Raw genomic sequence first — 24,019 nt, forward strand, 5'->3', positions numbered from 1 at the left:
TAATCCAAGGCTTTGCTGAAAAGCACCAGAACGCGCCATTGAGCGTCCACTGAGCCCCACCGAAAGCCGCCGCATGAAAGCCGCAGACATCCGCAAGACCTTCCTGGAGTACTTCCAGTCCAAGGGCCACACCATCGTGGCGTCCAGCCCTGTGGTGCCGGGCGACGACCCCACGCTGCTGTTCACCAACGCGGGCATGAACCAGTTCAAGGACGTGTTCCTGGGTTTTGACAAGCGCCCCTACAGTCGCGCCACCACCTCGCAGAAGTGCATCCGTGCCGGCGGCAAGCACAACGACCTGGACAACGTCGGCTATACCGCGCGTCACCACACCTTCTTCGAGATGCTGGGCAACTTCTCGTTCGGTGACTACTTCAAGCACGACGCCATCCAGTTCGCCTGGGGCCTGCTGACCGAACAGTTCAAGCTACCGAAAGAAAAGCTCTGGGTCACCGTCTACCAGGAAGACGATGAGGCCTACGAGATCTGGAACAAGGTGGTGGGCGTGCCCGCCGAGCGCATCGTGCGCATCGGTGACAACAAGGGCGGCCGCTACATGTCCGACAACTTCTGGATGATGGGCGACACCGGTCCTTGCGGTCCCTGCACCGAGATCTTCTACGACCACGGCCCCGAGATCGCCGGTGGCCCCCCGGGCAGCCCCGACGAAGACGGCGACCGCTACATCGAGATCTGGAACAACGTCTTCATGCAGTTCAACCGCACCGAAGACGGCGTGATGCACCCGCTGCCCAAGCCCTCGGTGGACACCGGCATGGGCCTGGAGCGCATCGCCACGGTGCTGCAGGGCAAGCACAGCAACTACGAGATCGACCTGTTTCAGAACCTGCTGGCGGCCGCCCGTTCGGCTGTCACCGCTTCGGGTGGCGAAGGCTTCGACGCCAACAGCCCATCGCTCAAGGTCATCGCCGACCACATCCGCGCCTGCTCGTTCACCGTCGCCGACGGCGTCATCCCCAGCAACGAAGGCCGTGGCTACGTGCTGCGCCGCATCACCCGCCGCGCCATCCGCCACGGCTACAAGCTGGGCGCCCGCACCCCCTTCTTCCACAAGCTGGTGACGGCCCTGTTGGTTGAAATGGGCGAGGCCTACCCCGAGCTGCGCGCCAACGAAAAGCGCATCACCGAGGTGCTGAAAACCGAAGAAGAGCGCTTCTTCCAGACCATCGCCAACGGCATGGAGATCCTGGAAGGCGCCCTGGCCACGGGCACCAAGCAGATCGACGGCGAAACCGCCTTCAAGCTGCACGACACCTACGGCTTCCCCGTTGACCTGACCGCCGACGTCTGCCGCGAGCGCGACGTGACCGTTGACCAGGCCGGCTTCGACGCCGCCATGGCCCGCCAACGTGAGCAGGCCCGCGCCGCCGGCAAGTTCAAGATGGCCGCCGGTCTGGAATACAGCGGCGTGGCCACCGACTTCCAGGGCTACGAGCACCTGGTGCAGGAAGGCGCCCAGGTCACCGCCATTTACGTGGACGGCGCTTCCGTTCAACAAGCCAGCGCCGGCGACGATGCTGTCATCGTCTTGAACAAGACCCCGTTCTACGCCGAGTCCGGCGGCCAGTGTGGCGACAGCGGCGACCTGCGCAACGCCACCAGCCGCTTCGTGGTCGAAGACACGCTCAAGATCCAGGCCGACGTGTTCGGCCACCACGGTCGCGTGGTCGAAGGCGCCATCAAGGTGGGCGACACCGTCAACGCCAAGGTCGACGCCGAGTTGCGCGCCAAGACGGTCCGCAACCACAGCGCCACCCACCTGATGCACAAGGCCCTGCGTGAAGTGCTGGGTGAGCACGTGCAGCAAAAGGGCTCGCAGGTCACGCCCGACCGCACGCGCTTCGACTTCTCGCACGGCCAGCCGCTGAGCGACGAAGAAATCCGCGAGATCGAGCAGATCGTCAACGCCGAGGTGCTGGCCAACGCCGACGCGCAGGCCCAGGTCATGGCCCTGGACGACGCCCAAAAGAGCGGCGCCATGATGCTGTTCGGCGAGAAGTACGGCGAGACCGTGCGCGTGCTGAGCATCGGCTCTTCGAAGGAGCTGTGCGGTGGCACCCACGTCAAGCGCACCGGTGACATCGGCCTGTTCAAGATCGTGGCCGAAGGTGGCGTGGCCGCTGGCGTGCGCCGCGTCGAGGCCATCACCGGCGACAACGCCCTGGCCTACGCGCAGAACCTCGAAGGCACCGTGAACGGCCTGGCCGCCATGCTCAAGGCCACCCCGCACGACGTGCCTGCCCGCGTGGCCGCCGCGCAGGACCAGATCCGAGCACTGGAAAAGGAAATCGCGGCGCTCAAAGGCAAGCTGGCCTCGAGCCAGGGTGACGAGCTCGTGGCCCAAGCCGTGGACGTCAAGGGTGTGAAGGTGCTGGCAGCTGTGCTCGAAGGCGCCGACGCCGCCACGCTGCGCAACACCATGGACCAGCTCAAGAACAAGCTCAAGACCGCAGCCATCGTGTTGGCGGCCGTTGACGGCGGCAAGGTGCAACTGGCCGCTGGTGTCACGGCGGACACGACTGGCAAGGTCAAGGCCGGCGAGCTGGTCAACTTCGTGGCCAGCCAAGTGGGCGGCAAGGGTGGCGGCAAACCCGACATGGCCATGGCCGGTGGCACCGATGCCACCGCGCTGCCGCAGGCCCTGGCGGGCGTGCAGGCCTGGGTGGCCGAGCGCCTGTGATTGCCCGGGTTTGAGGTCGGGGCGTCACCTGTGTGACGTCCTGCCGACAGCCCGGGTCCGCCGGGCATGACCTGATCGCCCCGCCCGTGGTGCGCACTTATGATGGTTCGCATCACAACCAGGGCAGGGCGCACGAAGCCGCACCTGCCACCACAGGGAGCGCTCGCATGATCGTCAGCAACCTCGAAGTCCTGCCCGGCCAGCGCGTCGTCAAGCACCTGGGTTTGGCCCAGGGCAGCACCGTGCGCGCCAAACACGCCGGCAAGGACTTCCTCGCCGGCCTCAAGAACATCGTCGGAGGTGAGCTCAAGGCCTACACTGAGCTGATGAAGGAAGCCCGGGAGGAGGCCATCAAGCGCATGGTCGAAGAAGCCCGCTCCATGGGCGCCAACGCCGTGCTCAACGTGCGCTTCACCACCACCTCCATCACCATGGGGGCCGCCGAGATCCTGGCCTACGGCTCGGCCGTCCAGGTCGAAGCCATCTGAGGCGGGAGGCCCCATGGTCTGGCTCGAACTGGGCCTCCAGATTGGCCTGCCGCTCGCCCTGCTGTTGCTGGGGCTGATCGTCGGGCGCATCCTGGAGAAGCGCCACTACGCGTCCATCCGCCGCCGCGAGAAAAAGCTCGCTGGCGTGCTGGTGTTTTCCACCCGCTGGCCACCCGAAGTGACCACGTCGCAGCGCACCACTTTGGTTGCCGGTAGCGTGGTCATCTCGTCCGATCACTTCAAGACCTTCGTGGCCGGCCTGCGCAACATCTTCGGCGGCAATGTGCGCAGCTACGAAACCCTGATGGAGCGCGCGCGCCGCGAAGCCGTGCTGCGCCTGAAGGAAGAGGCGCATCGCCAGGGCGCCAAGCTCGTCATCGGCCTGCGTTTCGAGACCACGCAAATCGCCGGGCGCGGCACGCCCTGCATGGAGGTGCTGGCTTACGGCACGGCGCTCAAACAGGCCACATCAGGCATGCACCGACCTGATCGTGCAACGGACCATTCCGCCAGCGCATTGGCCGGCTGACGCAAAACCCCGGCCTCGCATGCAGTTCGAGAACCGCGCACCCGACGAGGGCATCAACGCCCAGCCCGAGAACCTGGGCCGCGAGGCCATCTGGCTCATCTTTGGCGCCATCGGCTGCGTGATCCTGTTGGTGGTGCTGGCCGATGTGGGCGCGCGTTGGCTTGCCCCCCGTTTGCCGTTCTCGGTGGAGCAGGCGTTGGCCGAGCGCATGGAGGGCCAGCCCCCGAAGTTGCCCGCCGCAGAGCAGGCAGCGAACGCGGCCTTGCAGGGCCTGGCCGATCGTTTGCGCGGCCCCTTGGGCATGCCCGATGACATCACGGTCCATGTGCGCGTCGACGACAGCGAGGTGCTCAACGCCTACGCCAGCGTGGGCGGGCGCATCGTCATCCACCGCGGTCTGCTGCGCCGCCTTCAGGGTGAGCATGAACTGGCGGCCTTGCTGGCCCATGAGATGGCCCATGTTCAGCACCGGCACGTGGCGGCCAGCCTCGGGCGGGCGATGGCCATCGGGTTGGTGCTGACCGTGGTGTCGGCCGATGCGGGCGGTCAAGCTGCGGGCGTGCTGCTGGAGCAAACCGGTGGCTTGCTGATGCGCGGCTACGGACGGGACCACGAGCGCGAGGCCGACACCGGGGCCATGCGTGCTGCTGCCGCGCTCCACGGGCACGTTGGCGGCGTGATCGGCCTGTTTGAGCGCATCGCCGTTGCGCGCGATGAACAACCCCAGCGCGATGACGGCCAAAACAGCGGTGAACCAGGCCGCAAGCGCTGCGCCACTTCGGCAGACCCGACGGATCCGGCAGACCCCTCGCCCAAGCCCTCTCGCAACGTGCCCACCTGGCTCAGCACCCACCCCGCCGACGAGGACCGCACCCAGGCCACCCGCACCTGGGCGCGCGAAAACGGTGTGCCCCTGAGCGGCGCCACCCCCGCCATGCACCCGGCCTTGCTGACCTGGGCCCACACCAGCCAGGGCCCTTGCAAACCGGCCGAACGCCCTGGCCGGGTGGCTCAGCCGTAACTCAGCTCACTGGCCTTGCCGCGAAACACCCGGTACGCGAAAACCGTGTAGCCGATGATGGCCGGCAGCGTCATCACCGTGCCCAGCAGGATGACCTGCAGCGACTCGCGCGAGGCAGCGGCCTGCCAAACCGTCAGCCGGTCGACCACCACGTAGGGAAAGAGGCTGTAGGCCAGCCCGATGCCCGCCATCGCGAACACCACCACCGTGGCCCAAAAGGGCAGGGCGCAGAACCGCTCGGTCACCAGCTTGGAGTTCAGCACCGAACGAAGCGCCACCAAGGCACCCAACGTGATCAGCGGAATCGGCAGCAGCGCGATGAAGCCCGGCATGCTGAACCAGCGCTCGCGCACCTCGGGGCTGATCAGCGGCGTGGCCACCGAAATCAGCCCGATGCCCAGCACCACCACAGGCCAGACCGCCTTGGCCCAGTCCACCGCGCGGCGTTGCAGCGCGCCTTCCGTCTTGATGATGAGCCAGCCGGCGCCCAGCAGCAGGTAGGCTGCAACCAGCGACAGCGCGATCAGAGCGGCAAAGACCTGGGGCCACAGCCCTGGTGCAAAGCCCGTGACAAAGCGCCCCAGCATCCAGCCCTGGGCCAGCGAGGCCAGCAGCGAGCCTGCGATGAACAGCCGGTTCCATAGCAACTGGTGTTCGTCGCGAGCCTTGACGCGAAAGTCGAAGGCCACCCCGCGCAGCGTCAGGCCCAGCAGCATCAGCGTCACCGGCAGGTACAGCGCGCCCAGCACCACGCCGTGTGCCTTCGGAAAGGCGATCAGCAAGATGCCCACGCCCAGCACCAGCCAGGTCTCGTTGGCGTCCCAGAAGGGGCCGATGGAGGCGACCATCACGTCCCGCTCTCGGGCGTCGGCGCGGGCCATCCACATGCCCACGCCCAGGTCGTAGCCGTCGAGCAGCACGTAGGCCAGCATGGCCAGGCCCATGATCGCCATGAAGAGCACGGGCAGCCAGTCCCCCGAGAGCGCCATGGCGCCGGGGAGGGTGGCTGGCAAGGCGGTTGGCAGCTCGGCAAGCGTGGTCATGGCTGGGCTCCTTGGGGATGTTGGGCGCCGAGTTCAGCGGGCCCCTTCGTGTGGCCAGGGGGTGTCTGCACAGGCGACAGCAGCGGTTTTTCGCTCATGTAGCGCAACACCGCGATGTAGGCGGCGATCAGGAGCACGTACATCACGAGGTAGGCAACGAAGGTCAGCGCGATGTGCGCCGGCGGCGTGCTGGTCACGACCTCGGCCGTGCGCAACTCGCCGAACACGATGAAGGGCTGGCGACCGATCTCGGTGACGTACCAGCCGGCCAGCGTGGCCACCCAGCCTGAAAAGCTCATGAAGCGCAGCGCCTGCAGCCACATGCGTGGCAGGCGAGAGGGCTCCCAGCCCGCGCGGCGCAGCTGCCACAGGCCCAGCCAACTCACGGCCAACATCAGCAGGCCCACGCCCACCATCACGCGAAAGCCCCAGAACAAGGGCGCCACCGGCGGGTGAACGCCCTCGAACTCATTGAGCCCGCGCAATTCGCCATCCCACTCGTGGGTCAGCACCAGCGACGCCAGTTTGGGCACCTCCACCGCGAAATGCGTGGTGCGCGCCGCCTCGTCAGGCCAACCAAACAGCACCAGCGGCGCGCCTCGCTCCGTGTGCCACACCCCTTCGATGGCGGCGATCTTCTGCGGCTGGTGCTGCAAGGTGTTGATGCCGTGCATGTCTCCGGCCACGATCTGCAGCGGCACCAGCACCGCAGCCACCGTCAGCGCCGCGCGCAGCACCAGCGGCGCCGCCGGGCTGGCGGTGCCACGCAACTGCCGCAGCGCCGTCAGCCCCGCGATCAGGAAGGTGGCCGTCAGCCCCGAGGCCAGCAGCATGTGCGCCAGTCGGTAGGGGAAAGAGGGGTTGAAGATGACCTCGGCCCAGCTGCGCACGTGGTAGATGCCATCGACCACCTCGTGGCCCTGTGGCGTCTGCATCCACGAGTTCAGCGCCAGGATCCAGAAGGCGCTCGCCGTGGTGCCAAAGGCCACCAGGAAGGTGGCGATCAGGTGCGTTCGCTCGGAGACCCGGTCGTGCCCGAACAGCATCACGCCCAGGAAGGTGGCCTCCAGGAAGAAGGCCGTGAGCACTTCGTAGCCCAGCAGCGGCCCCGCCACGTTGCCCACCCGCTCCATGAAGCCAGGCCAGTTGGTGCCGAACTGAAAGCTCATCGTGATGCCGCTGACCACGCCCAACGCGAACGTCAGCGCGAACACCTTGGTCCAGAAACGCCAGGCCAGCAGCCAGCGTTCGTCGCGGGTGCGCACCCAGCGCCAGCGAAAGAACAGCAGCCACCAGCCCAGCGCGATGGTGATGGTCGGGAACAGGATGTGGAAAGAGATGTTGGCCGCGAACTGCAGCCGCGACAGCATCAGCGATGACAGGTCGGCGTCCATGGCTCAGCCCTCCGTGCCGCTGTCGAGGTCGTCTCGCCGCGCATCGTCGGCCGGCTTCTTGCCACGCCGACCCGTGAACTCCAGCAGCTTGCCCACCTGCGCGCCCATCTTCATCAGCTTGGACAGCGTCTGCACGTCCATGCGGCTGACCTCGTCGAACCAGCTCATGAGTTGCTCGATGAGGTCGTGCATCTCGCGCATGCGGGCCTGGGCGTGGGCGTCGTCGGGGCCGCTGGGGTCCTGCAGCAGGGCGTCACGCAGCATGCTCAACGTGGGTTCGATCTCGCGGCGGCGGCGCTCCTCGGCCAGGCGGCGGAAGGTGTCCCAGGCGTCGCCCGAAGGCTCGAAGTACTCGCGGCGGTCGCCAGGCAGGTGTCGCAGGCGAACCAGGCGCCAGGACTGCAATTCCTTGAGCCCCATGCTCACGTTCGAGCGCGAAAAGCCCAGCGTCTCGGCCATGTCATCGGCGTGGATGGCCCTGGGCGACAGGTAGATCAATGCGTAGATCTGGCCCACGGTGCGGTTGATGCCCCAGCGGCTGCCCATCTCGCCGAAGTGGGTGACGAAGCTGGCGGCCAACGGGCTGAGGGTGCTCATGACGGGTGACTCCTGCGCGGCGTGCGCGCCAAACGGTGGTTGCTTGATGTCCGTCAATGTACTGCTGAAAGTTCAGTAAATACTGAAAGTTCAACAAATCCGACAGGACTGTGGGCCCATGGCTTGAGCGCCGTGAGTCGTGAATGAATTCACCCTGAGCGCCACTTTCGGTTGCCGAAGCCGCCCACTGTCGGCACGGATTCCCCTGTGTCATGCAGCATCCTGTGTGCGGATGCGCCTTGCGCCGACATTCGCTGTCAGCCCGAAGCAGTTCGGTTGCACCCGACCAGAAAAGGAGACGCCATGACCCACCCTGTAGCCCAGCACCCCATCGTTCCCCGGGAGAAGCTGAACTTCGGCCTGGACGGCGACATCCCCACGTACTGGTACGGCGGAGACCCTTTCAAGACCCGCTTCTGGGACGCGCTTTCGCTGATCTTCCCGCCCGGCGAGAAGTACTTCATGAACTGCGTGCGCGACTTCCGCGATCAGATCAGTGACCCCAAGCTGCTGCAGGACATCAAGGACTTCAATCGCCAGGAAGCCCAGCACAGCATGGTTCACCGCCAGGACAACGACCGCCTGCGCAAGCAGGGCGTGGACGTGGACAAGCTCACCGACCACGTCGAGACGCTGCTCAACGGCCACTACCGCAGCACCTACAGCCGTGGCTACAACATCGCCGTCACCTCGGCGCTGGAGCACTTCACTTCCATCATCGCCCACAGCCTGTTCGACAAGCGCGACGTGATGAAAGAGGCCGATCACCGCGTGCGCGCCATGTACTCGTGGCACGCCATCGAGGAGGTCGAACACAAGGGCGTGGCCTACGACGTCATGATCGACTACGCCAAGGTCGGCTATTTCAAGCGCGTGGGCGCCCTGATGCACGCCACCGTCATGTTCCCCATGACCATCTTCCGCATCCAGCGCCAACTGATGATCCACGACGGTTTCACCCTGCCTCAGCGCCTGAAGATGGCCGCTGGCGGCATCTGGTGGATGCTCAAGCCGGGCGGCCTGCTCGCGCCCATGCACAAGCACTACATCCAGTACTACAAGCCCGGCTACCACCCTTGGCAGGAAACCGAGCAGCCTGGCTACCAGGAGTGGATGGCCGCGTTCGACAAGTTCGACCGCGACCCGGTGCAAGCCACCGAACAGATGCGCAAGGACCTGGCCCTGGCCTGATCGCGTCGGGGCGCATTCGCCGCCCCGACCAACCCTTCAAAAGCCCCCAAGGCAGTTGCCTGGGGGCTTTTGATTTGGCTCAACCCGATCAAGTCATGTCGCAGCGGAAGCCCTCCTGTCATGCGTCATCCTGTCTTCCCTGGGGCGGCATCCCTAGGATGGATCCATCCTGGAGACAAACCAAGAAGGACCACAACATGACACACCAAGCAGACCAGCAGCACCCCATCGTGCCGCGCGAGAAGCTGGACTTCGGCCTCGACGATCCCAGCATCCCCAAGTACTGGTTCGGTGGCGACGCGTTCAAGACCCGCTTCTTCGACGCCATGTCGCTGATCTTCCCGCCGGGTGAAAAGTTCTTCATGGTCACCGTGCGCGACTTCCGAGACCGCATCACCGACCCCAAGCTGCTGCAGGACATCAAGGACTTCAACCGCCAGGAAGCCCAGCACAGCCTCGTGCACAACCAGTACAACGACGTGCTGCGCAAGCAAGGCATGCCGGTTGAAAAGTTGATCGGCTGGCTCGACAAGCTGCTGTTCGACAAGTACCGCAGCCGCCACAGCCGTGAGTACACCCTGGCCATCACCGGCGCGCTGGAACACTTCACCGCCCTGGGCGCCCACGCCATGTTCGACGAGCGCGACATCATGGGCGATGCCCACCCGAAGGTGCGCGCCATGTACGCCTGGCACGCCATCGAAGAAGTCGAGCACAAGGGCGTGGCCTACGACGTCATGATCGACTACGCCAAGGTCGGCTACTTCAAGCGCATCGGCGCCTTGATCCACGCCACCTTCATGTTCCCCTACGTGATCCTGATGTTCACCAACGCCATGCTCAAGGCCGACGGCTTTGGCCTGCTGCAGCGCGCCAAGCTGTTCGCCAAGGGCATCTGGTGGCTGCTCAAGCCAGGCGGCTTCGTGGCCCCGCTGCACAAGCACTACGTGCAGTACTACAAGCCTGGCTACCACCCCTGGCAGGAAACCGAGCAACCTGGCTACGAAGAGTGGCTGCGTGGCTTTGCCAAGCACCAGGACCCGGTGGAAGCCAGCGAACTCATGCGCGCCGACCTGGCCGCAGCCCGGTGAGTTCGGTCGCGCATTTTTCCCTGCGTGACATCCCCGTAGTTGGTTAGACTTCGGCACACCTGTTTCGGGTGTGCCGATTTCCTTTATGCGCATTCCTCTTCCCCCTGCGGCCATGCTGGAGGCCTTGGGCATCAAGCCCATCCCGCTGTTCATGCTTTCGGCCTGGATCAAGGCGGGCGCCAAGTGCGGCTTCAACGTTCAGCCCCTCTTCAAAGAGGCGGGCATCAAGATCGACCTGATCCGCCTGGAAGACGCCCGCGTCTCGCCCCTGCAGCTCGTCTCGCTGCTGGAGCAGTGCGTCGCCCTGTCACCCGAAAAGCACTTCCCCTTCGTGCTGGGCGACACCTTCGCCTTCGAGTCCCTGCCTGAATTCGAGACCCTCCTGACCACGAGCCCCTCCTTGCGCGAGGCCCTGCGGGTGGCCGACCTGGCCCGCCGCATGGTGCTGCCCTGGCTCAAGCTGGAGGTCAAGGAGGAGGGCGATCTGGCGCGTGTGGAAGTCGGGTTTGACGTCCCTGTGCCCAACCTGAATGCCTACGGGCTGCCCTTGCACCTGGTCAGCGAGGCCATCCTGGCTTGCATTCGCAAGTTTGGTCGCACCCTGCAGGGATCCGAAGATGGTTTCGCAGGGGTCCTGATCAAGGGGCCCCCTCCGTCGTACGCCAGCAAGTTCGAGGTGTTCTTCTCCCAGCCGGTCACGTTCAACGCTGGCGTGGACGCGCTGGTTTTCGAGCGGCGCATCCTTGACCTGCCCCTTGAAGGCGCTTTCCCCGCCCTGCACGAACAGGCCCAGTTCCTGGCCGAGCAGCGCTTGGGCAAAGAGGCCCGACGCCAAGGTGTTGCGGCAGAGATTGAAGAGCTCATCACCCGAGAGCCCAACCTGCTGGCGCTCGGTGTGGAAGACATGGCCGATCGGCTCAACCTGCACCCGCGAACCTTGCAGCGGCGCCTCAAAGACGAGGACGACAGCTATCTGCACGTGCAGGCTCGCATGCGCCATCGCCTGGCCTGCCAGTGGCTCAGGCAAGGCGATGTCTCCATCGATGACATCAGCGCCCGCCTGGGCTTCTCCGACCGGCGTGCTTTCACTGCGGCCTTCAAACGCTGGGAGGGCGCCACGCCCAGCGCCTGGCGGGAGCAGCAGGGCTGATCGTCTGTTTCCTGCACGGCATCGGTAGCAACGAGCACATCATTTGGGTGGACTTGTCGTTAATTGACCCTGCTTGGCGGGAAACCTTTCTTGCAGCAGGGATGGGCCTCACCTAGATTTCACCCAGGCCGGTTGTCGGTCTGTCGTTAATCGCATTTGGCTTGTCGTCTGCTATGCACACTCGGTCGTTCTCGTCTTCCGTGCCAGTCCCCGCTTTGGGCAGCTGGCGTCAGGCCGCCTCGGCCTGCGGTTTCACCATCGATCCGGTTCTGCGCGAAGTGGGCATCAACCCCCTCGACGCCCAAACGCCGGTCCGTGTGGCCCCTGCCAACCTGTTTCGCGCGTTCTCGATGTGCGTCGAGCGTGCGCGCACGCACCATTTCCCGTTCGCCCTGGGCGAGAACTTCGTCTTCGAACATTTCTCCGAGTTCGACACCTTCGTCGATTCCTGCGCGACCTTGCGCGAGATCCTCGAGTTGGCCGGTTGGGCTCGCGAAGTCATCGCGCCCTGGATGTCGCTGCGCCTGGATGAATTCGGCGCCGAAGCCCACCTGAGGGTGGTCGTGAGCGTGCCGGGTCAGGATCCGGCCGAGTTGCGTCACGTGCGTGAAGTCGTGATGGCCGCGATCTACCAGGTGCTGCGCCGCGCGACCCGCAATGGGCATGTCCTGCTGTCGGTGCGCATGGCCGGCTCGCCCCCTGCCGACCCCCAGAAGTACAGCGACCACTTTGGCGTGCCCGTCACCTTCAACGAAGATGCCGACGCCCTGGTGATGGACCGCCGCTGGCTCGACCAGCCCCTCAACGCCCCGCTGCAGCATGCCCAGAGCGAGGCCCGCCTGCGCGTCGAGCGCCGCCTGAGCCAGGAAGGAGCCGAGCGCAACATCGTCGATGAAGTCCGCTGGGCCCTGGAGCGCCGCCCCGAGCTGCTGCGCGAAGGCCTGGAGTCCACCGCCGCCGCGCTGGGTTTGCACCCGCGCACCTTGCAGCGCCGTCTGCAGGCCGAAGGCGTCAAGTACGTCGACATCCAGTCCAAGGCCAAGTGCCACCGCGCCCAGATCATGCTGCGCCGCCGCGCGATCAGCATGGAGTCGATCAGCGAAGAGCTCGGCTTTTCCGACCGCCGCGCCTTCACCTTCGCCTTCAAGCGCTGGATGGGCATGTCGCCCAGTCTGTACCGCACCCAGGTCTGCAACTGAGGCAGAGCGCGGGCCGCGCCGCCGTCGGATGACGGCTCCGGCGATGCCAGAGCCTGCTAGAGTCCGGCCCATGTCAGAACGCGCAGATCTCCAGGGCCGGCACATCGTGCTGGGTCTCACGGGCGGCATCGCCTGCTACAAGTCGGCCGAGCTGGTGCGCCTGCTCACCAAGGCCGGTGCCACGGTGCAGGTCGCGATGACCGAAGCGGCCGAGGCCTTCATAACCCCCGTCACGATGCAGGCCCTGTCGGGTCGCAGCGTCTACACCAGCCAGTGGGACGCGCGCGAGGCCAACAACATGCCCCACATCAACCTGGGGCGTGAGGCCGATGCCATCGTCGTGGCCCCCGCCAGCGCGGACTTCATTGCCAAGCTGGCACAAGGCCGGGCCGACGAACTGCTCAGCCTGATGTGCCTGGCCCGCCCGCGCGAGGCCTGCCCGCTGATCGTCGTGCCCGCCATGAACCGCGAGATGTGGTCTCACCCGGCCACCCAGCGCAACATTGCCCAGCTCGTGTCCGATGGCGCCGAGGTGTTCGGTCCGGGCAACGGCGATCAGGCCTGTGGCGAGGTTGGCGACGGCCGCATGCTCGAGCCCGCAGAAATCCTGGCCGACTTGATCGCCTTTTTTCAACCCAAGCACCTGCTGGGCAAACGCCTGCTGATCACCGCAGGCCCGACCTTCGAGCCCATCGATCCGGTGCGCGGCATCACCAACCACTCCAGCGGCAAGATGGGTTTCGCCATCGCGCGTGCTGCTGCCGAGCAGGGCGCCCAGGTCACCCTGGTGGCTGGACCCGTGCACCTGCCAACGCCCCGTGGCGTGCAGCGCATCAACGTGATGACGGCCCAACAGATGTTCGACACGGTGTTGCCCCTGGCGCCTCAGCACGAGGTGTTCGTGGCCACCGCGGCGGTCGCTGACTGGCGGCCCGCCACCCTGGCCGAGCACAAGATCAAGAAGGAGGGCAAGAAGCTGGCGCCCAGCTTCGAGCTCACCGAGAACCCCGACATCCTGGCGGCCGTGGCCTCTCTGGCTCGCCCGCCATTCTGCGTGGGCTTTGCCGCCGAGAGCGAGCACCTGCTCGAGCACGCTCGCGCCAAACTGCAACGCAAGCGCGTCCCGTTGATCGTCGGCAACCTGGGGCCCGCCACCTTCGGCAAGGACGACAACGCGCTGCTGCTGGTCGATGCCGAGCACGCGCGCCCGTTGCCGCTCGATGGTGCGCCCACCGACAAGCTCACGCTGGCGCGAGAGCTGATGACCGAGCTGGCCCACCGCCTGTCTTCGCGGCACTGAGGGCTTGTTGCACCACTTTGAGACCCAGACGGCGCCAGCCAGACACAGAGAACCCGCATGACCACCGTCGACATCCGCATCCTCGATCCGCGCATGGCCGAAGCCCTGCCGGCCTACGCCACGCCCGGCAGCGCCGGCCTTGACCTGCGCGCCGCGCTCGAGCAGCCGCTGGTGCTGCAGCCCGGCCAGGCCGAACTCATCCCCACGGGCCTGTCCATGCACCTGGGCGACCCGGGCCTGGCGGCCATGATCCTGCCGCGCTCGGGCCTGGGCCACAAGCATGGCATCGTGCTGGGCAACCTGGTCGGCCTCATCGACTCCGATTACCAGGGGCCCCTCATGGTGAGCTGCTGGAACCGCGGCTCGCAAGCCTTCACCATCCAGCCGATGGAGCGCATCGCGCAGTTGGTGATCGTGCCGGTGGTGCAGGCGAGTTTTCGCCTGGTCGACAGCTTCGAGGCTTCGCAGCGAGGCGAGGGCGGTTTCGGCTCGACAGGCCGAGGCTGAGCGAACGCCTGGCCTGTCGCAGGCCAGGCGGGTTTCAGTGCAGCGTGGTGCCGTCCGGCGCGTCCTCTGAGCCAGGCCCCAGGCTCAGCGGTGAGAGTGCCACCGAGCCTTGCTCGGTTTCTTCTTGCGTGGCGGGGCGCACGTCGCACACCTTGAGCGTCAGGTTCAGGCCGATGCCGGCCAGGGGGTGGTTGCCATCGAGCACCACGTGGGTGTCGTACACCTCGGTGACGGTGTAGATGGCGTCCTTGGGCATGTCGGGCGTGGCGCTGCCTTCGGGCGGTCCTTCGAACTGCATGCCTTCCGTGACGGAGTCAGGGAAGATCTCGCGGGGCTCGAAGAAGACCAGCTCGGCGCGGTAATCGCCGAAGGCCTGCTCGGGCTCGAGGTGCAACTGGGCTTCGAAACCCGTGGTCTGGCCAATGAGGGCCTGCTCGACCTTGGCGAGCAGGTCGTCGCCACCGAGCAGGAATTCCATCGGCTCGCTCAGTTCGTCGATGAGCTGCCCCTGGGTGTCTTCCAGGCGCCAGGTCAGGCTCACGACACAGGGAGAGGTGATGATCATCCCCGAATCATCTCATGGCGGTTGATCTTGACCCAACTCATGCCGTGCGGCGCCAGGGGGGGGCAGCCGGCGGCACAATGGCGCGCATGACCAACCTGCCCCCCAAGCCCGTGGCCCCGCCGCCCATCGATGAACCCACGCCCCTGCTGGGTGGACTTTCTCCTCAGGCCTTCATGCGCCGCCATTGGCAAAAGAAGCCCTTGCTGATTCGCCAGGCGGTTGCGGGCGTGCGTGCACCCATCGAGCGCGCTGAGCTGTTCGCGTTGGCCGAGCAGGAAGACGTCGAGTCCCGCCTCATTGTTCAGTCGCAATTGGGGGGGCAAGCAAACGCGCGCAAGCGCGACCAGGCCTGCGCAGGCTGGTCGCTGCAGCATGGGCCGCTCGCGCGCCGCAGCTTGCCGCCTCTCAAGCAGGCAGGCTGGACCCTGCTGGTGCAGGGCTTGGATCTGCACGTGCCCGCCGCCACCGAGCTGCTGCAGCGCTTTCGCTTTGTTCCCGACGCGCGACTCGATGACTTGATGATCTCGTGGGCGTCGGACCAGGGGGGCGTGGGGCCGCACTACGACTCATATGACGTCTTCCTGTTGCAGGTGCAGGGTCGTCGGCGCTGGCGCATTGGCCGGCTGCGCGACGATCGCCTCCAACCTGACGTGCCTTTGAAAATCCTCAGCCACTTCGAGCCGGAACAGGAGTGGGTGCTCGAACCCGGCGACATGCTCTACCTGCCGCCCATGTGGGCCCACGACGGCATCGCCGAGGGCGAGTGCATGACCTGCTCCATCGGCTTTCGCGTGCCCGAGGCCACCGAGCTGGCGCGCGAGGTGCTCATCCGCTTCGCCGAGGAACTCGACGGGGAAGGCCCGCGACGCCTCTACAAGGACCCGGCTCAGCTGGCCACGGCCACGCCAGGCTTGATCCCCGAGGGCCTGGAGGCCTTTGCTGCGCAAGCCATCGAGCGCCTGCTCAAAGACCCCCAAGGCTTGCGCTCGGCGCTCGGCGAGATCCTCACCGAGCCCAAGCCGCGCGTCTGGTTCGAAGCGGGGGAGCCTCTTCCCGATGGCGTGGGGGTGCAGCTCGACCCGCGCACGCGCATGGTCTACGATGGCCAAAGGGTGTTCGCCAATGGCGAGTCCTGGCGCACAGCTGGGCGCGATGCCCGTCATTTGCGCAGCTTGGCGGATCAGCGCTGGCTCGATGCGGCCACGGTGGCCAAAGCCAGCCCCGCATTGCGTGAGTTGCTTGATCAATGGGCGGAAGACGGCTGGCTGCACCCCTCGCGCTGAGCTGGTGAGGCAGTGACGCAGCATCCCGCGTGACCCAGGAGGCCAGACCATGGACCCACAGCCTGCATCGTCATCCCCTGCCTCTTGCCGCATCGATGGCTGGCGGGAGTTTCAGGACCGATTTCGCGCCACATTGGCCATGGTTTCGGCCTCTGCGGGCGAATGCCGCTGGGCAGATGCCGATTTCGCACACTGGCCGCTGGGGGAGCGGGCTGTCACGGACTTGCTGCAGCAGTGGATGCTCCAGCACGGCAGCGCCCGCGTCGTGTTGCTGGCTGGGCAATTCGATGTGCTCCAGCGCGCCCACCCTCGCTGGCTGAGCTGGCGTCAGACCTGGTCGCACCGGGTCTCGTGCTGGGCGGCGAGCGATGAAATCATGGCAGACGTGCGCCCCATGTTCCTGTGGCGAGAACAAGGTGCAGACCGGGCCGGCATCCGGATGCTCGATTCCGTGACCGCAGTGGGGCAATGGACCACCGATCCCGCGATCCTGGCCCTGTGGCAAGCTGATTTTGATGCCTATTTACAACGCTCAAGCGAGGGGATGCCATGCACCACCTTGGGCCTATAGGGAATAGCCCGATGCGTCGTATAATCAGTGGCTGAATGTGGAGCAACGCCAGTTGCGATGCATCCTCTGCCCTTGTGCCCTTTATACGGGTCTCGGGCTTTGAATACAGTTCCAAGACCACCGCTTTTTTGACACCCCTTTTGAGGACACAAGCATGAAAAAGTCGCTCCTGCTGGCTTCGCTGATCGCTGCCATGGCCCTGGCCGCTTGCGGTAAGAAGGAAGAAGCTGCTGTTGAAGCCGCTTCCGCCGCTTCCGAAGTCGCTTCCGCCGCCGTTGAAGCCGCTTCCGCTGTTGTGGAAGCCGCCTCCGCTGTTGCTTCCGAAGCCGCTCCCGCTGCTTCGGACGCTGCTTCGGCTGCTTCGAACTGATCGCTTCCAGCGTATCGAAAAAGCCGCTCTTCGGAGCGGCTTTTTTCATGCCTGATTCACGCTGAATGGCTCGAGCAGCTGTGCTCCATGGCGACTCATGGTGCCGTTTGACTGGCCTTGGCCTGCAGGCGCCTTTGCCGCAGGGCGATCAGGACAATGAAAAACCGCCCCTCGGGGCGGTTTTGATTCGTGTGCCGGGGCAAGCTCAGTTGAGTTCGTCAACCAGTCGCTTGGCGATCAGGCGGGTGGTGTCGTTGTTCACCGGTTGGCCAGCCTCGCTGAGCACCGAAACCAGGGTTTCGCGGCCCTGGGTTTGCAGCTTCACTCGGTAGCGGGCCAAGGTTTCCTCTTTGTTGCCACGACCGAACAGGCGGCTGAAGAAGCCGGGTTGGGCTGCTGCCGGGTCGTTCACCGACAGGCGAACCTCGTAGCTGCTGCTGGCGCGATCGCGACCCTCGACCGTGAAGCCGCCACGATCCAGGGCCAGGCCGACACGGCGCCAAGCCAGGTCAGGCTCGCTCCGGAGGGTGAGGCTGGTGGCGTCTGCGTTCAACACGGCCAGGGTGCCGCTGGCCGGCTGCGCGGTCGGTTGCTGCTTGGTGGCCTCGTCGCGGGCCTGGTCGGCCTGTTCCTTGGTGCCACCCAGCGCCACCATCATGCGGGCCAGCATTTCGGCCTCCAGGTTGGCGTCGCTGGGGCGGCCGCGCCAGGTTGTGCGCTCCTTGCGGTCGCCTTCGAAGACTTCTTCCAGGCCACGGTGCGTGACGTAGACCTCGGTGCCTTGCGCGGTGCGTTCAAGGCGGGTGCGGAACTGGTCGCGCTCGCCGGTGTCGTACAGGCGGTCGAGCACCGACCCCAACAGGCCACGCACACCGCCTTCGCTCAGCTTGGCCCGGTTTTCGTTCCAGTTGGTTTCCATCAGGCCCGCTGCGGGCTGATCGATGACGAGCTCGAAGCCCACGCTGGACCAGAAGGCACGCACCTTCTCGTAGACCTGCTCGGGCGACTGGTTGACCACCAGCCAGCGGGTCTGGCCTTGGCGCTCCAGGCGGATGTCGCCGACGGCCTTGGGGGCAACCTGGTTGCCCGTGCTGGCCGCACCCGGGGTCTGCTGACCCATGCTCGAGGCCGTCACGATGGCGGGCGTGACCTGGGTGAAGCGCGACTGACCCGCAAGCTGGCTCAGGTCGGGCGGCACATCGAGGCGCACGCTTTGCGAGCCGCTGCTGCGGTAGTCGATCTTGTCGCCGGAGAGGGCGTTGGACAGGGAGGAGCAGCCGCTGCCCAGCAGGGTCACGGACAGTGCGCAGCCCAGGGCGATGGCGGTCTGTTGACGGGAGGTGATCGGCATGGAACGCAAAGTGAAAGGGCCCGACGTCATCGGGCCCCGTTGGAAGAATGGCTTGTCAGAGCACGCCGGCTTCGCGCAGGGCCGCTTCGACGGTGGACTGCGCGCCGTCCGACAATGGCGTCAGGGGCAGGCGCAGCGTACCACCACATTTGCCCATCTTGGCCAGCGCCCACTTCACCGGGATCGGGTTGGGCTCGACGAACAGGTGCTTGTGCAGCGGCAGCAGCTGCATGTGCAGCTCGATGGCTCGGGCGGTGTCGCGGGCCATGGCGGCTTCGCACAGCTGGGCCATGCCACGCGGCGCCACGTTGGCCGTGACGCTGACGTTGCCATGGCCACCGAGCAGCATCAGGGCGACAGCGGTGGGGTCGTCGCCGGAGTAAATGGAAAAGCCCTTGGGAGCCTGCTTGATCAGCCACGCGGCGCGTTCGAGGTTGCCTGTGGCTTCCTTGATGCCGAAGATGCCGGGCACCTGGGCCAGCCTCAGGGTGGTCTCGACGGACATGTCTGCCACGCTGCGGCCGGGCACGTTGTAGAGCATCACGGGGATGTCCACGGCTTCGGCGATGGCCTTGAAGTGCTGGAAGATGCCTTCTTGCGTGGGCTTGTTGTAGTAGGGCACGACCTGCAGGGTGCAGTCGGCGCCGACCTTTTTGGCGTACTCGGACAGCTCGATGGCTTCACGCGTGGAGTTGGCGCCAGCACCGGCCATGATGGGCACGCGGCCTGCAGCCTGCTCGACCGCCACGCGGATGATTTCGCAGTGCTCTTCGACCGAGACGGTTGGTGACTCACCGGTGGTGCCAACCACGCCGATGCAGTGGGTGCCCTCGGCGATGTGCCAGTCGATCAGGGAGCGCAGGGTGGGGTAATCGACGCTGCCGTCTTCATGCAGAGGCGTGACCAGGGCGACGATGCTGCCAGAAATGTTCATGGTGATTCCTTCAGTCCGGCGATTCTACCGGGCTGAGTCAGGGTGCCCAGGGGGCAAACGGGTGGCTCAGGGAAGATTTCAGTGCGGCCGGGCGTCTTGTTTGAGGGCCTTCAAGGCCATCCGGTCGACGAGCCCGGGCGCGATCAGTTTCAACCAACGCGCCAGCCGGCCTTTGGCTGACATGAGCACCTCGCGCTTGCGCTGCTCGATGCCTTCGAGGATCAGCCTGGCGCAGGCATCCACGGGCATGGCGTCGGCTTCGTCGAGCTTGCTCTGACCGGCCGGCAGACCCTGTGCATTGAAGCCACGCAAGCGGATGTCGGTGGCCACGACACCAGGGTAGGCCACGGTCACGGAAACGCCATGGGGCGCCAGTTCGATGCGCAGGGCCTCGAAAAAGCCGTTCATGGCGAACTTGGTGGTGCTGTAGGCGGTGCGGCCGGGCAGGGCGACGATGCCGGCCAGGCTGGAGACGGCCACCAGGCGGCCTTTGCTGGCCTTGAGGTGCGGCAAGGCGGCGTGGGTGCACCAGATGCTGCCCCACAGGTTCACCCGCATCAGGTCTTCGTACCAGCACAGGTCGCTCACGTCTTCTAACAGGGCGTGGCCGGACATGCCGGCGTTGTTGACCAGGGTGTCGATGACGCCGAAGCGCGCCACGGTGTCGGCGATGAGGGCGCGGCAGTCGTCTTCTCGGGCCACGTCGGTGGGGCGCACCACCACCATGGCGCCATGTTGGCGGCACTCGTTCGCGACTGCTTCGAGTTTGTCCCAGCTGCGCGCGGCCAGCACCAATTGAAGGGCAGATCCCTGTGCCTGCGCCATCTGCCGCGCCAGTTCGGCGCCAATGCCATCGGAGGCGCCCGTGATGATGACCACGCTCATGTCAGATGCAACTCCAAAAGCGCGCCGCCATGTCGACGACGAAGTGGGGGCTGAGGTACCAGGCGAACACCAGGGCCAGGGCCACGGCCGCCAGGCCCTTGAGCAGCCACGGCCAGATCTGCTTGGGTGCCCGGGGCTGGGGTGGTGCGGATGTCGCTGGCATGGTGAAGATTCGGTGAAAGCAGGCTATCGGGCTTCGCGAGGGCTCAGGCCGTGACGAGTCGGCGAGCCGGCTGCTGGTGTTCGCGGATGGGCAGGTTCAGCGCCGCGGCCGCGAAGGCCAGGCCGATGGCCAGCCACCACACGATTTGGTAGTCGCCCGTGGCATCGTAGAGCCGGCCCGCCAGCCAAACGCCCATGAAGGAGCCGATCTGGTGCGAGAAAAACACCAGCCCACCCAGCATGGACAGGTGCCGCACGCCCAGCATCTGCGCCACAACAGCGTTGGTGGGGGGCACCGTCGACAGCCACAGCGCACCCATGGCAGCGGCGAAGATGGCCACCGACGCCGGTGTAAGCGGCAGCAGCACGAAGGCCAGCATGGTCACGCCGCGCATGGCGTAGATGAAGGACAGGATCCAGGTTTTGCGCAGGCGCTGGCCAAGCGAGCCGGCGGCGTAAGTGCCAAAGACGTTGAACAGGCCGATCAGCGCCAGGGCGGTGGTGGCGACTTGCGGCTCGAGCTGGTGGTCTTTGAGGTAGCTGGGCAGGTGCACGCCGATGAAGGCCAGCTGGAAGCCGCAGACGAAATACCCGGCGGTCAGCAGCAGGTAGTCGCGATGGGTCAGGGCTTCGCGCAGGGCGGCCATGGCGTTCAACGGGGCGCCATCGATGAGCGGTCCGGTGCTGGCTGAAGACGCATCGCGAGGAGGCTCACGCAGGCCGAAAGCCAGTGGTGCAATGAGCAGGGCCGCTGCGGCCAGGGTCAGCAGCGCGGGTGACCACTGCAGGCTGTGGATGAGCTGGCTGGACAGCGGCACCATCAGGAATTGGCCGAAGGAGCCGGCTGCCGCCGTGATGCCCATGGCCCATGAGCGTTTGGCCGGATCGATGTTGCGGCCGACGACGCCATAGACCACCGCGTAGGTGCTGCAGGCCTGTGCCAGGCCGATCGTGACGCCGGACGTCAACACAAAGCCCAGGTGCTGATCGAGGGTGGCCATGCCGACCAGCCCGAGCGCATAGAGCAGGGCACCCAACCAGAGCACACGGAAGGCGCCGCTGCGGTCGGCCCACCAGCCGACGATGGGCCCGGCCGCGCCCCAGACGAGGTTCTGCACGGCCATGGCCAGCGAGTAGTCTTCGCGCGTCCAGCCGTGGGCGGTGGTGATGGGTTGAAGCCAGAGCCCGAAGCTGTGCCGGATGCCCATCGACAAGGTGACGACGAGGGCGCCGCAAAGCAGCATCTGCCCCAAGGGCAGGGGGCGGTGGTGTGATGTCATGGATGCGGCCTGCCAAGGCAAGCAGACAGGTGTTCGGCTTGGTTTACCGGACAGCAGAGGCGGACCGGAGCGGCGTTCAGGACGCAACGCACCCGGCGGGCGCCGTCACACCTGCATGTTCATGATATCGGTATACGCCTGAACCAGCTTGTTGCGCACCTGCACGGCCGACTGGAAGCCCAGTTGCGCCTTTTGCATGGCGATCATGGTTTCTTCCAGGCTGACCGTCGGGTTGTCGAACTGCACCTCTCGCTGCATGGAGCTGGCGGTGGCTTGTGCCGAGCTGATGGACTTCAGTGCGCCTGAAAAAGCGGACTGAAATGAGGGCTTTTCAACCGCGCCACCGGCTTCGGCTGCGCCTTCGGCCCGGGTCTTGGCTTCCACCCGGCGGGCGACGTCGGCCATGCCGGCGCGGGCGGCGGCTTGGGCAAAGTCAAAGGGTTTCAGTTTCAGGTCCATGGTGCCGAAAAGGTCATCAGGGCGTGATGCAACTCACCACGGTCACCATTGTGGGAGACCGGCCCGAGTCCTAAGCTGGGAAGAGGTCGGCAAATGGCCGGCTGTTCCCGGCACTTTTGCCTGCTCTGACTCCGAATAATGGGCCCGTCATGGCCGTATTGCGGCATCGTCACCTTCACGATGCGCGGCCAATGCCAGCAGCCCACATGGAAGTCACAGTCGCCTCACCTCAGAACGTCGCCGTTGCTGCCCCCGCCCAGGTGGTGGAGGCCGGCACCCCTGGCTTCGCCCAGCGCGTGATGGCGCTGCCTGCCCAGCGCAAGATCATGCTGGGCGGCGGCATCGCCGTGCTGATCGCCATCTTCGTGGCCATGGCCCTGTGGGGGCGCGATGGCGATTACCGCGTGCTGTACGCCAACCTGTCCGACAAGGACGGTGGTGCCATCCTGGCGCAGCTGCAGCAGATGCAGGTGCCTTACAAGCATGCCGACGGCGGCGCCGCCATCCTGGTGCCGGCCGACAAGGTGCACGATGTGCGACTGAAGCTGGCCTCGGCTGGCCTGCCCAAGGGCTCGGTCGTGGGTTTCGAGCTGATGGAGACCCAGAAGTTCGGCACCACGCAGTTTCAGGAGCGCCTGAACTTCCAGCGTGGCTTGGAAGGCGAGTTGACCCGCTCGATCCAGGCCATCTCCAGCGTGCAGAGCGCCCGCGTGCACCTGGCCCTGCCCAACCAGAATGGCTTTTTCCGTGAGCAGCAAAAGGCATCGGCCTCTGTGGTGCTGACGCTGTACCCCGGTCGAACCCTGGACCGTGGACAGTTGGCTGGCATCGTGCACCTGGTGTCGTCCAGCGTGCCGGAGATGTCGACCAAGGCGGTCAGCATCGTTGACCAGAGCGGCACGCTGCTGGCTGGCCAGCAGGACAGTGGCACCGACCAGGCTGGGTTGGATGCGCAGCAGCTGCAGTACGTGCGCCAGATCGAGAGCAGCTACACCCAGCGTGTGCGCGACATCCTCGAGCCGGTGCTGGGGTCGGACAACCTGCGTGCACAGGTCACCGCAGACGTGGATTTCTCGCAGGTCGAGCAGACGGCCGAAGAGTTCAAGCCCAACCAGGGGCCCAATGCGGCCTCGACGGTGCGCAGCCAGCAGACCAGCGAGAGCTCGGGGCAGGGCAGCGCGACGCCTTCCGGCGTGCCCGGTGCGGCCAGCAATCAGCCTCCCGTGCCGGCCACGGCGCCCATCAATGGCGCTTCGGCCCCGCTGCAGGCAGCTGGCATGCAGGGCGCAGGCGGCAACAACCGCCGCGACGCGGTCACCAACTACGAGGTCGACCGCACGGTGCGCGTGGTGCGCAGCTCGACCGGCAACATCCGTCGCCTGACTGCAGCCGTGGTGGTCAACCACCGCACGGTGACCGATGCCAAGGGCAAGACCAGCACCGAGCCGCTGCCGCAGGAAGAGCTCGACAAGCTGACCTCGCTGGTGCGCGAATCCATCGGTGCCGACGACAAGCGTGGCGACTCGATCAAGGTGGTGTCGGCGCCGTTCCAGGTGCCCAAGGAAGAGGTCGATGACACCCCGCTGTGGAAGAAGCCCGAGACGGTGGACCTGATCCGCACCCTGGCCGTGCCCGGCGCACTGACCCTGGCCGCCCTGATCGTGGTGTTCGGCGCGATCCGCCCGGCCATCCAGGCGGCCAAGCCGGTGGCCGCGCCGGAGTCGGAAGCCCAGCGACTCAATGCGGTGGTGGACGACCCGCAGGAGCTGTCTGTCATCGCGGGGGGCAATGGCCCGGTCGTGGCAGGTGCGGAAGGCGGCGTTGCGGCGCTGGAGGGCCCCGGCGCTGGTGGCCCGGACCTGCGCCTGGAGCACGCCCGCAAACTGGCCAAGGAAAACCCGCTGGCCATGGCCTCCGTGGTCCGTGGCTGGATGAACAATTGATCGAG

At 66.0% G+C, this 24,019-nt stretch carries 24 protein-coding genes; 14 read left to right on the forward strand and 10 right to left on the reverse strand.

The window, feature by feature from the left end; genetic code table 11:
• The first annotated feature begins 73 nt into the window (after positions 1-73).
• The 4 genes from alaS (at position 74) to ABG80_RS08285 (ending at position 4,739) form a co-directional block, all read left to right on the forward strand.
• Entirely contained in the window at positions 74-2,701 is a 2,628-nt protein-coding gene (gene alaS, locus ABG80_RS08270; protein WP_058087248.1) for an alanine--tRNA ligase, read from the forward strand.
• Between the two features lie 167 nt (positions 2,702-2,868).
• Entirely contained in the window at positions 2,869-3,189 is a 321-nt protein-coding gene (locus tag ABG80_RS08275) for a YbjQ family protein (protein ID WP_058087315.1), read from the forward strand.
• A 13-nt stretch (positions 3,190-3,202) separates the two neighbouring features.
• Positions 3,203-3,718, forward strand: a complete 516-nt coding sequence (locus tag ABG80_RS08280; protein WP_083505930.1) for a YbjQ family protein — start codon at positions 3,203-3,205, stop codon at positions 3,716-3,718.
• 19 nt (positions 3,719-3,737) lie between these two features.
• The gene (locus ABG80_RS08285; RefSeq protein WP_058087249.1) at positions 3,738-4,739 is read left to right on the forward strand and encodes a M48 family metallopeptidase; all 1,002 of its coding nucleotides are present in this window, start codon (positions 3,738-3,740) and stop codon (positions 4,737-4,739) included.
• Here ABG80_RS08285 and ABG80_RS08290 read toward each other — a convergent pair.
• From ABG80_RS08290 to ABG80_RS08300, 3 genes are read right to left on the reverse strand one after another with little or no spacing between them, the layout of a single operon-like run.
• Positions 4,730-5,728, reverse strand: coding sequence for a cytochrome d ubiquinol oxidase subunit II (locus ABG80_RS08290; RefSeq protein ID WP_058087316.1), 999 nt, complete (start codon positions 5,726-5,728; stop codon positions 4,730-4,732). The two genes, ABG80_RS08285 and ABG80_RS08290, sit on opposite strands and share 10 nt — an antisense overlap.
• A 50-nt stretch (positions 5,729-5,778) precedes the next feature.
• Entirely contained in the window at positions 5,779-7,176 is a 1,398-nt protein-coding gene (locus tag ABG80_RS08295) for a cytochrome ubiquinol oxidase subunit I (RefSeq protein WP_083505931.1), read from the reverse strand.
• Positions 7,177-7,179: 3 nt separating this feature from the next.
• Positions 7,180-7,773 carry a GbsR/MarR family transcriptional regulator gene (locus ABG80_RS08300; RefSeq protein ID WP_058087318.1) on the reverse strand — a complete coding sequence of 198 codons (594 nt, stop codon included), beginning with the start codon at positions 7,771-7,773 and terminating at the stop codon, positions 7,180-7,182.
• A gap of 303 nt (positions 7,774-8,076) precedes the next feature.
• On the opposite strand from ABG80_RS08300, the gene ABG80_RS08305 reads away from it, so the two are divergent.
• The 6 genes from ABG80_RS08305 to dut all read left to right on the forward strand — a co-directional run bounded on the left by ABG80_RS08305 (position 8,077) and on the right by dut (position 14,211).
• The gene (locus ABG80_RS08305; RefSeq protein WP_058087250.1) at positions 8,077-8,964 is read left to right on the forward strand and encodes a metal-dependent hydrolase; all 888 of its coding nucleotides are present in this window, start codon (positions 8,077-8,079) and stop codon (positions 8,962-8,964) included.
• 197 nt (positions 8,965-9,161) lie between these two features.
• A complete protein-coding gene (locus ABG80_RS08310; RefSeq protein WP_160322493.1) occupies positions 9,162-10,055 on the forward strand; it encodes a metal-dependent hydrolase in 894 nt (297 codons plus the stop codon).
• An 85-nt stretch (positions 10,056-10,140) separates the two neighbouring features.
• Positions 10,141-11,205 (forward strand): AraC family transcriptional regulator, encoded by a 1,065-nt coding sequence (locus tag ABG80_RS08315; protein ID WP_083505933.1) that lies wholly within the window; start codon positions 10,141-10,143, stop codon positions 11,203-11,205.
• Between the two features lie 200 nt (positions 11,206-11,405).
• On the forward strand, positions 11,406-12,404 hold the full coding sequence (locus ABG80_RS08320) for an AraC family transcriptional regulator (protein WP_160322494.1): 999 nt from the start codon (positions 11,406-11,408) through the stop codon (positions 12,402-12,404).
• A gap of 70 nt (positions 12,405-12,474) precedes the next feature.
• Positions 12,475-13,704, forward strand: coding sequence for a bifunctional phosphopantothenoylcysteine decarboxylase/phosphopantothenate--cysteine ligase CoaBC (gene coaBC / locus ABG80_RS08325; RefSeq protein WP_058087254.1), 1,230 nt, complete (start codon positions 12,475-12,477; stop codon positions 13,702-13,704).
• A 57-nt stretch (positions 13,705-13,761) separates the two neighbouring features.
• The gene (gene dut, locus ABG80_RS08330) at positions 13,762-14,211 is read left to right on the forward strand and encodes a dUTP diphosphatase (protein WP_058087255.1); all 450 of its coding nucleotides are present in this window, start codon (positions 13,762-13,764) and stop codon (positions 14,209-14,211) included.
• A 34-nt stretch (positions 14,212-14,245) separates the two neighbouring features.
• Here dut and ABG80_RS08335 read toward each other — a convergent pair whose 3' ends face one another.
• The gene (locus ABG80_RS08335) at positions 14,246-14,776 is read right to left on the reverse strand and encodes an FKBP-type peptidyl-prolyl cis-trans isomerase (protein WP_058087256.1); all 531 of its coding nucleotides are present in this window, start codon (positions 14,774-14,776) and stop codon (positions 14,246-14,248) included.
• Positions 14,777-14,853: 77 nt separating this feature from the next.
• On the opposite strand from ABG80_RS08335, the gene ABG80_RS08340 reads away from it, so the two are divergent.
• From ABG80_RS08340 to ABG80_RS08350, 3 genes are all read left to right on the forward strand, one after another.
• Complete coding sequence (locus ABG80_RS08340) at positions 14,854-16,059, forward strand: JmjC domain-containing protein (protein WP_058087257.1); 1,206 nt, start codon at positions 14,854-14,856, stop codon at positions 16,057-16,059.
• A 49-nt stretch (positions 16,060-16,108) separates the two neighbouring features.
• Entirely contained in the window at positions 16,109-16,630 is a 522-nt protein-coding gene (locus ABG80_RS08345; RefSeq protein WP_152987535.1) for a hypothetical protein, read from the forward strand.
• Between the two features lie 154 nt (positions 16,631-16,784).
• Positions 16,785-17,000 carry a hypothetical protein gene (locus ABG80_RS08350; protein WP_058087259.1) on the forward strand — a complete coding sequence of 72 codons (216 nt, stop codon included), beginning with the start codon at positions 16,785-16,787 and terminating at the stop codon, positions 16,998-17,000.
• A 205-nt stretch (positions 17,001-17,205) separates the two neighbouring features.
• Here the strand turns inward: ABG80_RS08350 and bamC are convergent, their stop codons facing one another.
• The 6 genes from bamC to fliE all read right to left on the reverse strand — a co-directional run bounded on the left by bamC (position 17,206) and on the right by fliE (position 22,071).
• Positions 17,206-18,351 carry an outer membrane protein assembly factor BamC gene (gene bamC / locus ABG80_RS08355; RefSeq protein ID WP_152987536.1) on the reverse strand — a complete coding sequence of 382 codons (1,146 nt, stop codon included), beginning with the start codon at positions 18,349-18,351 and terminating at the stop codon, positions 17,206-17,208.
• Between the two features lie 55 nt (positions 18,352-18,406).
• The gene (gene dapA / locus ABG80_RS08360) at positions 18,407-19,285 is read right to left on the reverse strand and encodes a 4-hydroxy-tetrahydrodipicolinate synthase (RefSeq protein WP_058087261.1); all 879 of its coding nucleotides are present in this window, start codon (positions 19,283-19,285) and stop codon (positions 18,407-18,409) included.
• Positions 19,286-19,363: 78 nt separating this feature from the next.
• Positions 19,364-20,170 carry an SDR family oxidoreductase gene (locus tag ABG80_RS08365; protein ID WP_058087262.1) on the reverse strand — a complete coding sequence of 269 codons (807 nt, stop codon included), beginning with the start codon at positions 20,168-20,170 and terminating at the stop codon, positions 19,364-19,366.
• 1 nt (position 20,171) lies between these two features.
• Complete coding sequence (locus ABG80_RS22645; protein ID WP_160322495.1) at positions 20,172-20,333, reverse strand: hypothetical protein; 162 nt, start codon at positions 20,331-20,333, stop codon at positions 20,172-20,174.
• 43 nt (positions 20,334-20,376) lie between these two features.
• Entirely contained in the window at positions 20,377-21,612 is a 1,236-nt protein-coding gene (locus ABG80_RS08370; RefSeq protein WP_058087263.1) for an MFS transporter, read from the reverse strand.
• 105 nt (positions 21,613-21,717) lie between these two features.
• Positions 21,718-22,071: a flagellar hook-basal body complex protein FliE gene (gene fliE / locus ABG80_RS08375; protein ID WP_058087264.1), complete on the reverse strand. Its 354-nt coding sequence runs from the start codon at positions 22,069-22,071 to the stop codon at positions 21,718-21,720.
• Between the two features lie 206 nt (positions 22,072-22,277).
• On the opposite strand from fliE, the gene fliF reads away from it, so the two are divergent.
• Positions 22,278-24,014, forward strand: a complete 1,737-nt coding sequence (gene fliF / locus ABG80_RS08380; protein ID WP_058087265.1) for a flagellar basal-body MS-ring/collar protein FliF — start codon at positions 22,278-22,280, stop codon at positions 24,012-24,014.
• Positions 24,015-24,019 lie beyond the last annotated feature (5 nt).

The organism is Aquabacterium parvum (genome assembly GCF_001447195.1).
GTDB classification, from domain to species: domain Bacteria; phylum Pseudomonadota; class Gammaproteobacteria; order Burkholderiales; family Burkholderiaceae_C; genus Aquabacterium; species Aquabacterium parvum.

What these genes read in the sequence shown, in the direction of transcription:
- alaS (WP_058087248.1), top strand. Translation starts at nt 74, where the DNA reads ATGAAAGCCGCAGACATCCGCAAGACCTTCCTGGAGTACTTCCAGTCC.
- ABG80_RS22645 (WP_160322495.1), bottom strand. Translation starts at nt 20,333, where the DNA reads ATGCCAGCGACATCCGCACCACCCCAGCCCCGGGCACCCAAGCAGATC.
- ABG80_RS08280 (WP_083505930.1), top strand. Translation starts at nt 3,203, where the DNA reads ATGGTCTGGCTCGAACTGGGCCTCCAGATTGGCCTGCCGCTCGCCCTG.
- coaBC (WP_058087254.1), top strand. Translation starts at nt 12,475, where the DNA reads ATGTCAGAACGCGCAGATCTCCAGGGCCGGCACATCGTGCTGGGTCTC.
- ABG80_RS08275 (WP_058087315.1), top strand. Translation starts at nt 2,869, where the DNA reads ATGATCGTCAGCAACCTCGAAGTCCTGCCCGGCCAGCGCGTCGTCAAG.
- ABG80_RS08310 (WP_160322493.1), top strand. Translation starts at nt 9,162, where the DNA reads ATGACACACCAAGCAGACCAGCAGCACCCCATCGTGCCGCGCGAGAAG.
- ABG80_RS08335 (WP_058087256.1), bottom strand. Translation starts at nt 14,776, where the DNA reads ATGATCATCACCTCTCCCTGTGTCGTGAGCCTGACCTGGCGCCTGGAA.
- fliF (WP_058087265.1), top strand. Translation starts at nt 22,278, where the DNA reads ATGGAAGTCACAGTCGCCTCACCTCAGAACGTCGCCGTTGCTGCCCCC.
- dapA (WP_058087261.1), bottom strand. Translation starts at nt 19,285, where the DNA reads ATGAACATTTCTGGCAGCATCGTCGCCCTGGTCACGCCTCTGCATGAA.
- ABG80_RS08315 (WP_083505933.1), top strand. Translation starts at nt 10,141, where the DNA reads ATGCGCATTCCTCTTCCCCCTGCGGCCATGCTGGAGGCCTTGGGCATC.
- ABG80_RS08340 (WP_058087257.1), top strand. Translation starts at nt 14,854, where the DNA reads ATGGCGCGCATGACCAACCTGCCCCCCAAGCCCGTGGCCCCGCCGCCC.
- ABG80_RS08345 (WP_152987535.1), top strand. Translation starts at nt 16,109, where the DNA reads ATGGACCCACAGCCTGCATCGTCATCCCCTGCCTCTTGCCGCATCGAT.
- ABG80_RS08350 (WP_058087259.1), top strand. Translation starts at nt 16,785, where the DNA reads ATGAAAAAGTCGCTCCTGCTGGCTTCGCTGATCGCTGCCATGGCCCTG.
- fliE (WP_058087264.1), bottom strand. Translation starts at nt 22,071, where the DNA reads ATGGACCTGAAACTGAAACCCTTTGACTTTGCCCAAGCCGCCGCCCGC.
- ABG80_RS08305 (WP_058087250.1), top strand. Translation starts at nt 8,077, where the DNA reads ATGACCCACCCTGTAGCCCAGCACCCCATCGTTCCCCGGGAGAAGCTG.
- bamC (WP_152987536.1), bottom strand. Translation starts at nt 18,351, where the DNA reads ATGCCGATCACCTCCCGTCAACAGACCGCCATCGCCCTGGGCTGCGCA.
- ABG80_RS08295 (WP_083505931.1), bottom strand. Translation starts at nt 7,176, where the DNA reads ATGGACGCCGACCTGTCATCGCTGATGCTGTCGCGGCTGCAGTTCGCG.
- ABG80_RS08290 (WP_058087316.1), bottom strand. Translation starts at nt 5,728, where the DNA reads ATGGCGCTCTCGGGGGACTGGCTGCCCGTGCTCTTCATGGCGATCATG.
- dut (WP_058087255.1), top strand. Translation starts at nt 13,762, where the DNA reads ATGACCACCGTCGACATCCGCATCCTCGATCCGCGCATGGCCGAAGCC.
- ABG80_RS08300 (WP_058087318.1), bottom strand. Translation starts at nt 7,773, where the DNA reads ATGAGCACCCTCAGCCCGTTGGCCGCCAGCTTCGTCACCCACTTCGGC.
- ABG80_RS08285 (WP_058087249.1), top strand. Translation starts at nt 3,738, where the DNA reads ATGCAGTTCGAGAACCGCGCACCCGACGAGGGCATCAACGCCCAGCCC.
- ABG80_RS08370 (WP_058087263.1), bottom strand. Translation starts at nt 21,612, where the DNA reads ATGACATCACACCACCGCCCCCTGCCCTTGGGGCAGATGCTGCTTTGC.
- ABG80_RS08365 (WP_058087262.1), bottom strand. Translation starts at nt 20,170, where the DNA reads ATGAGCGTGGTCATCATCACGGGCGCCTCCGATGGCATTGGCGCCGAA.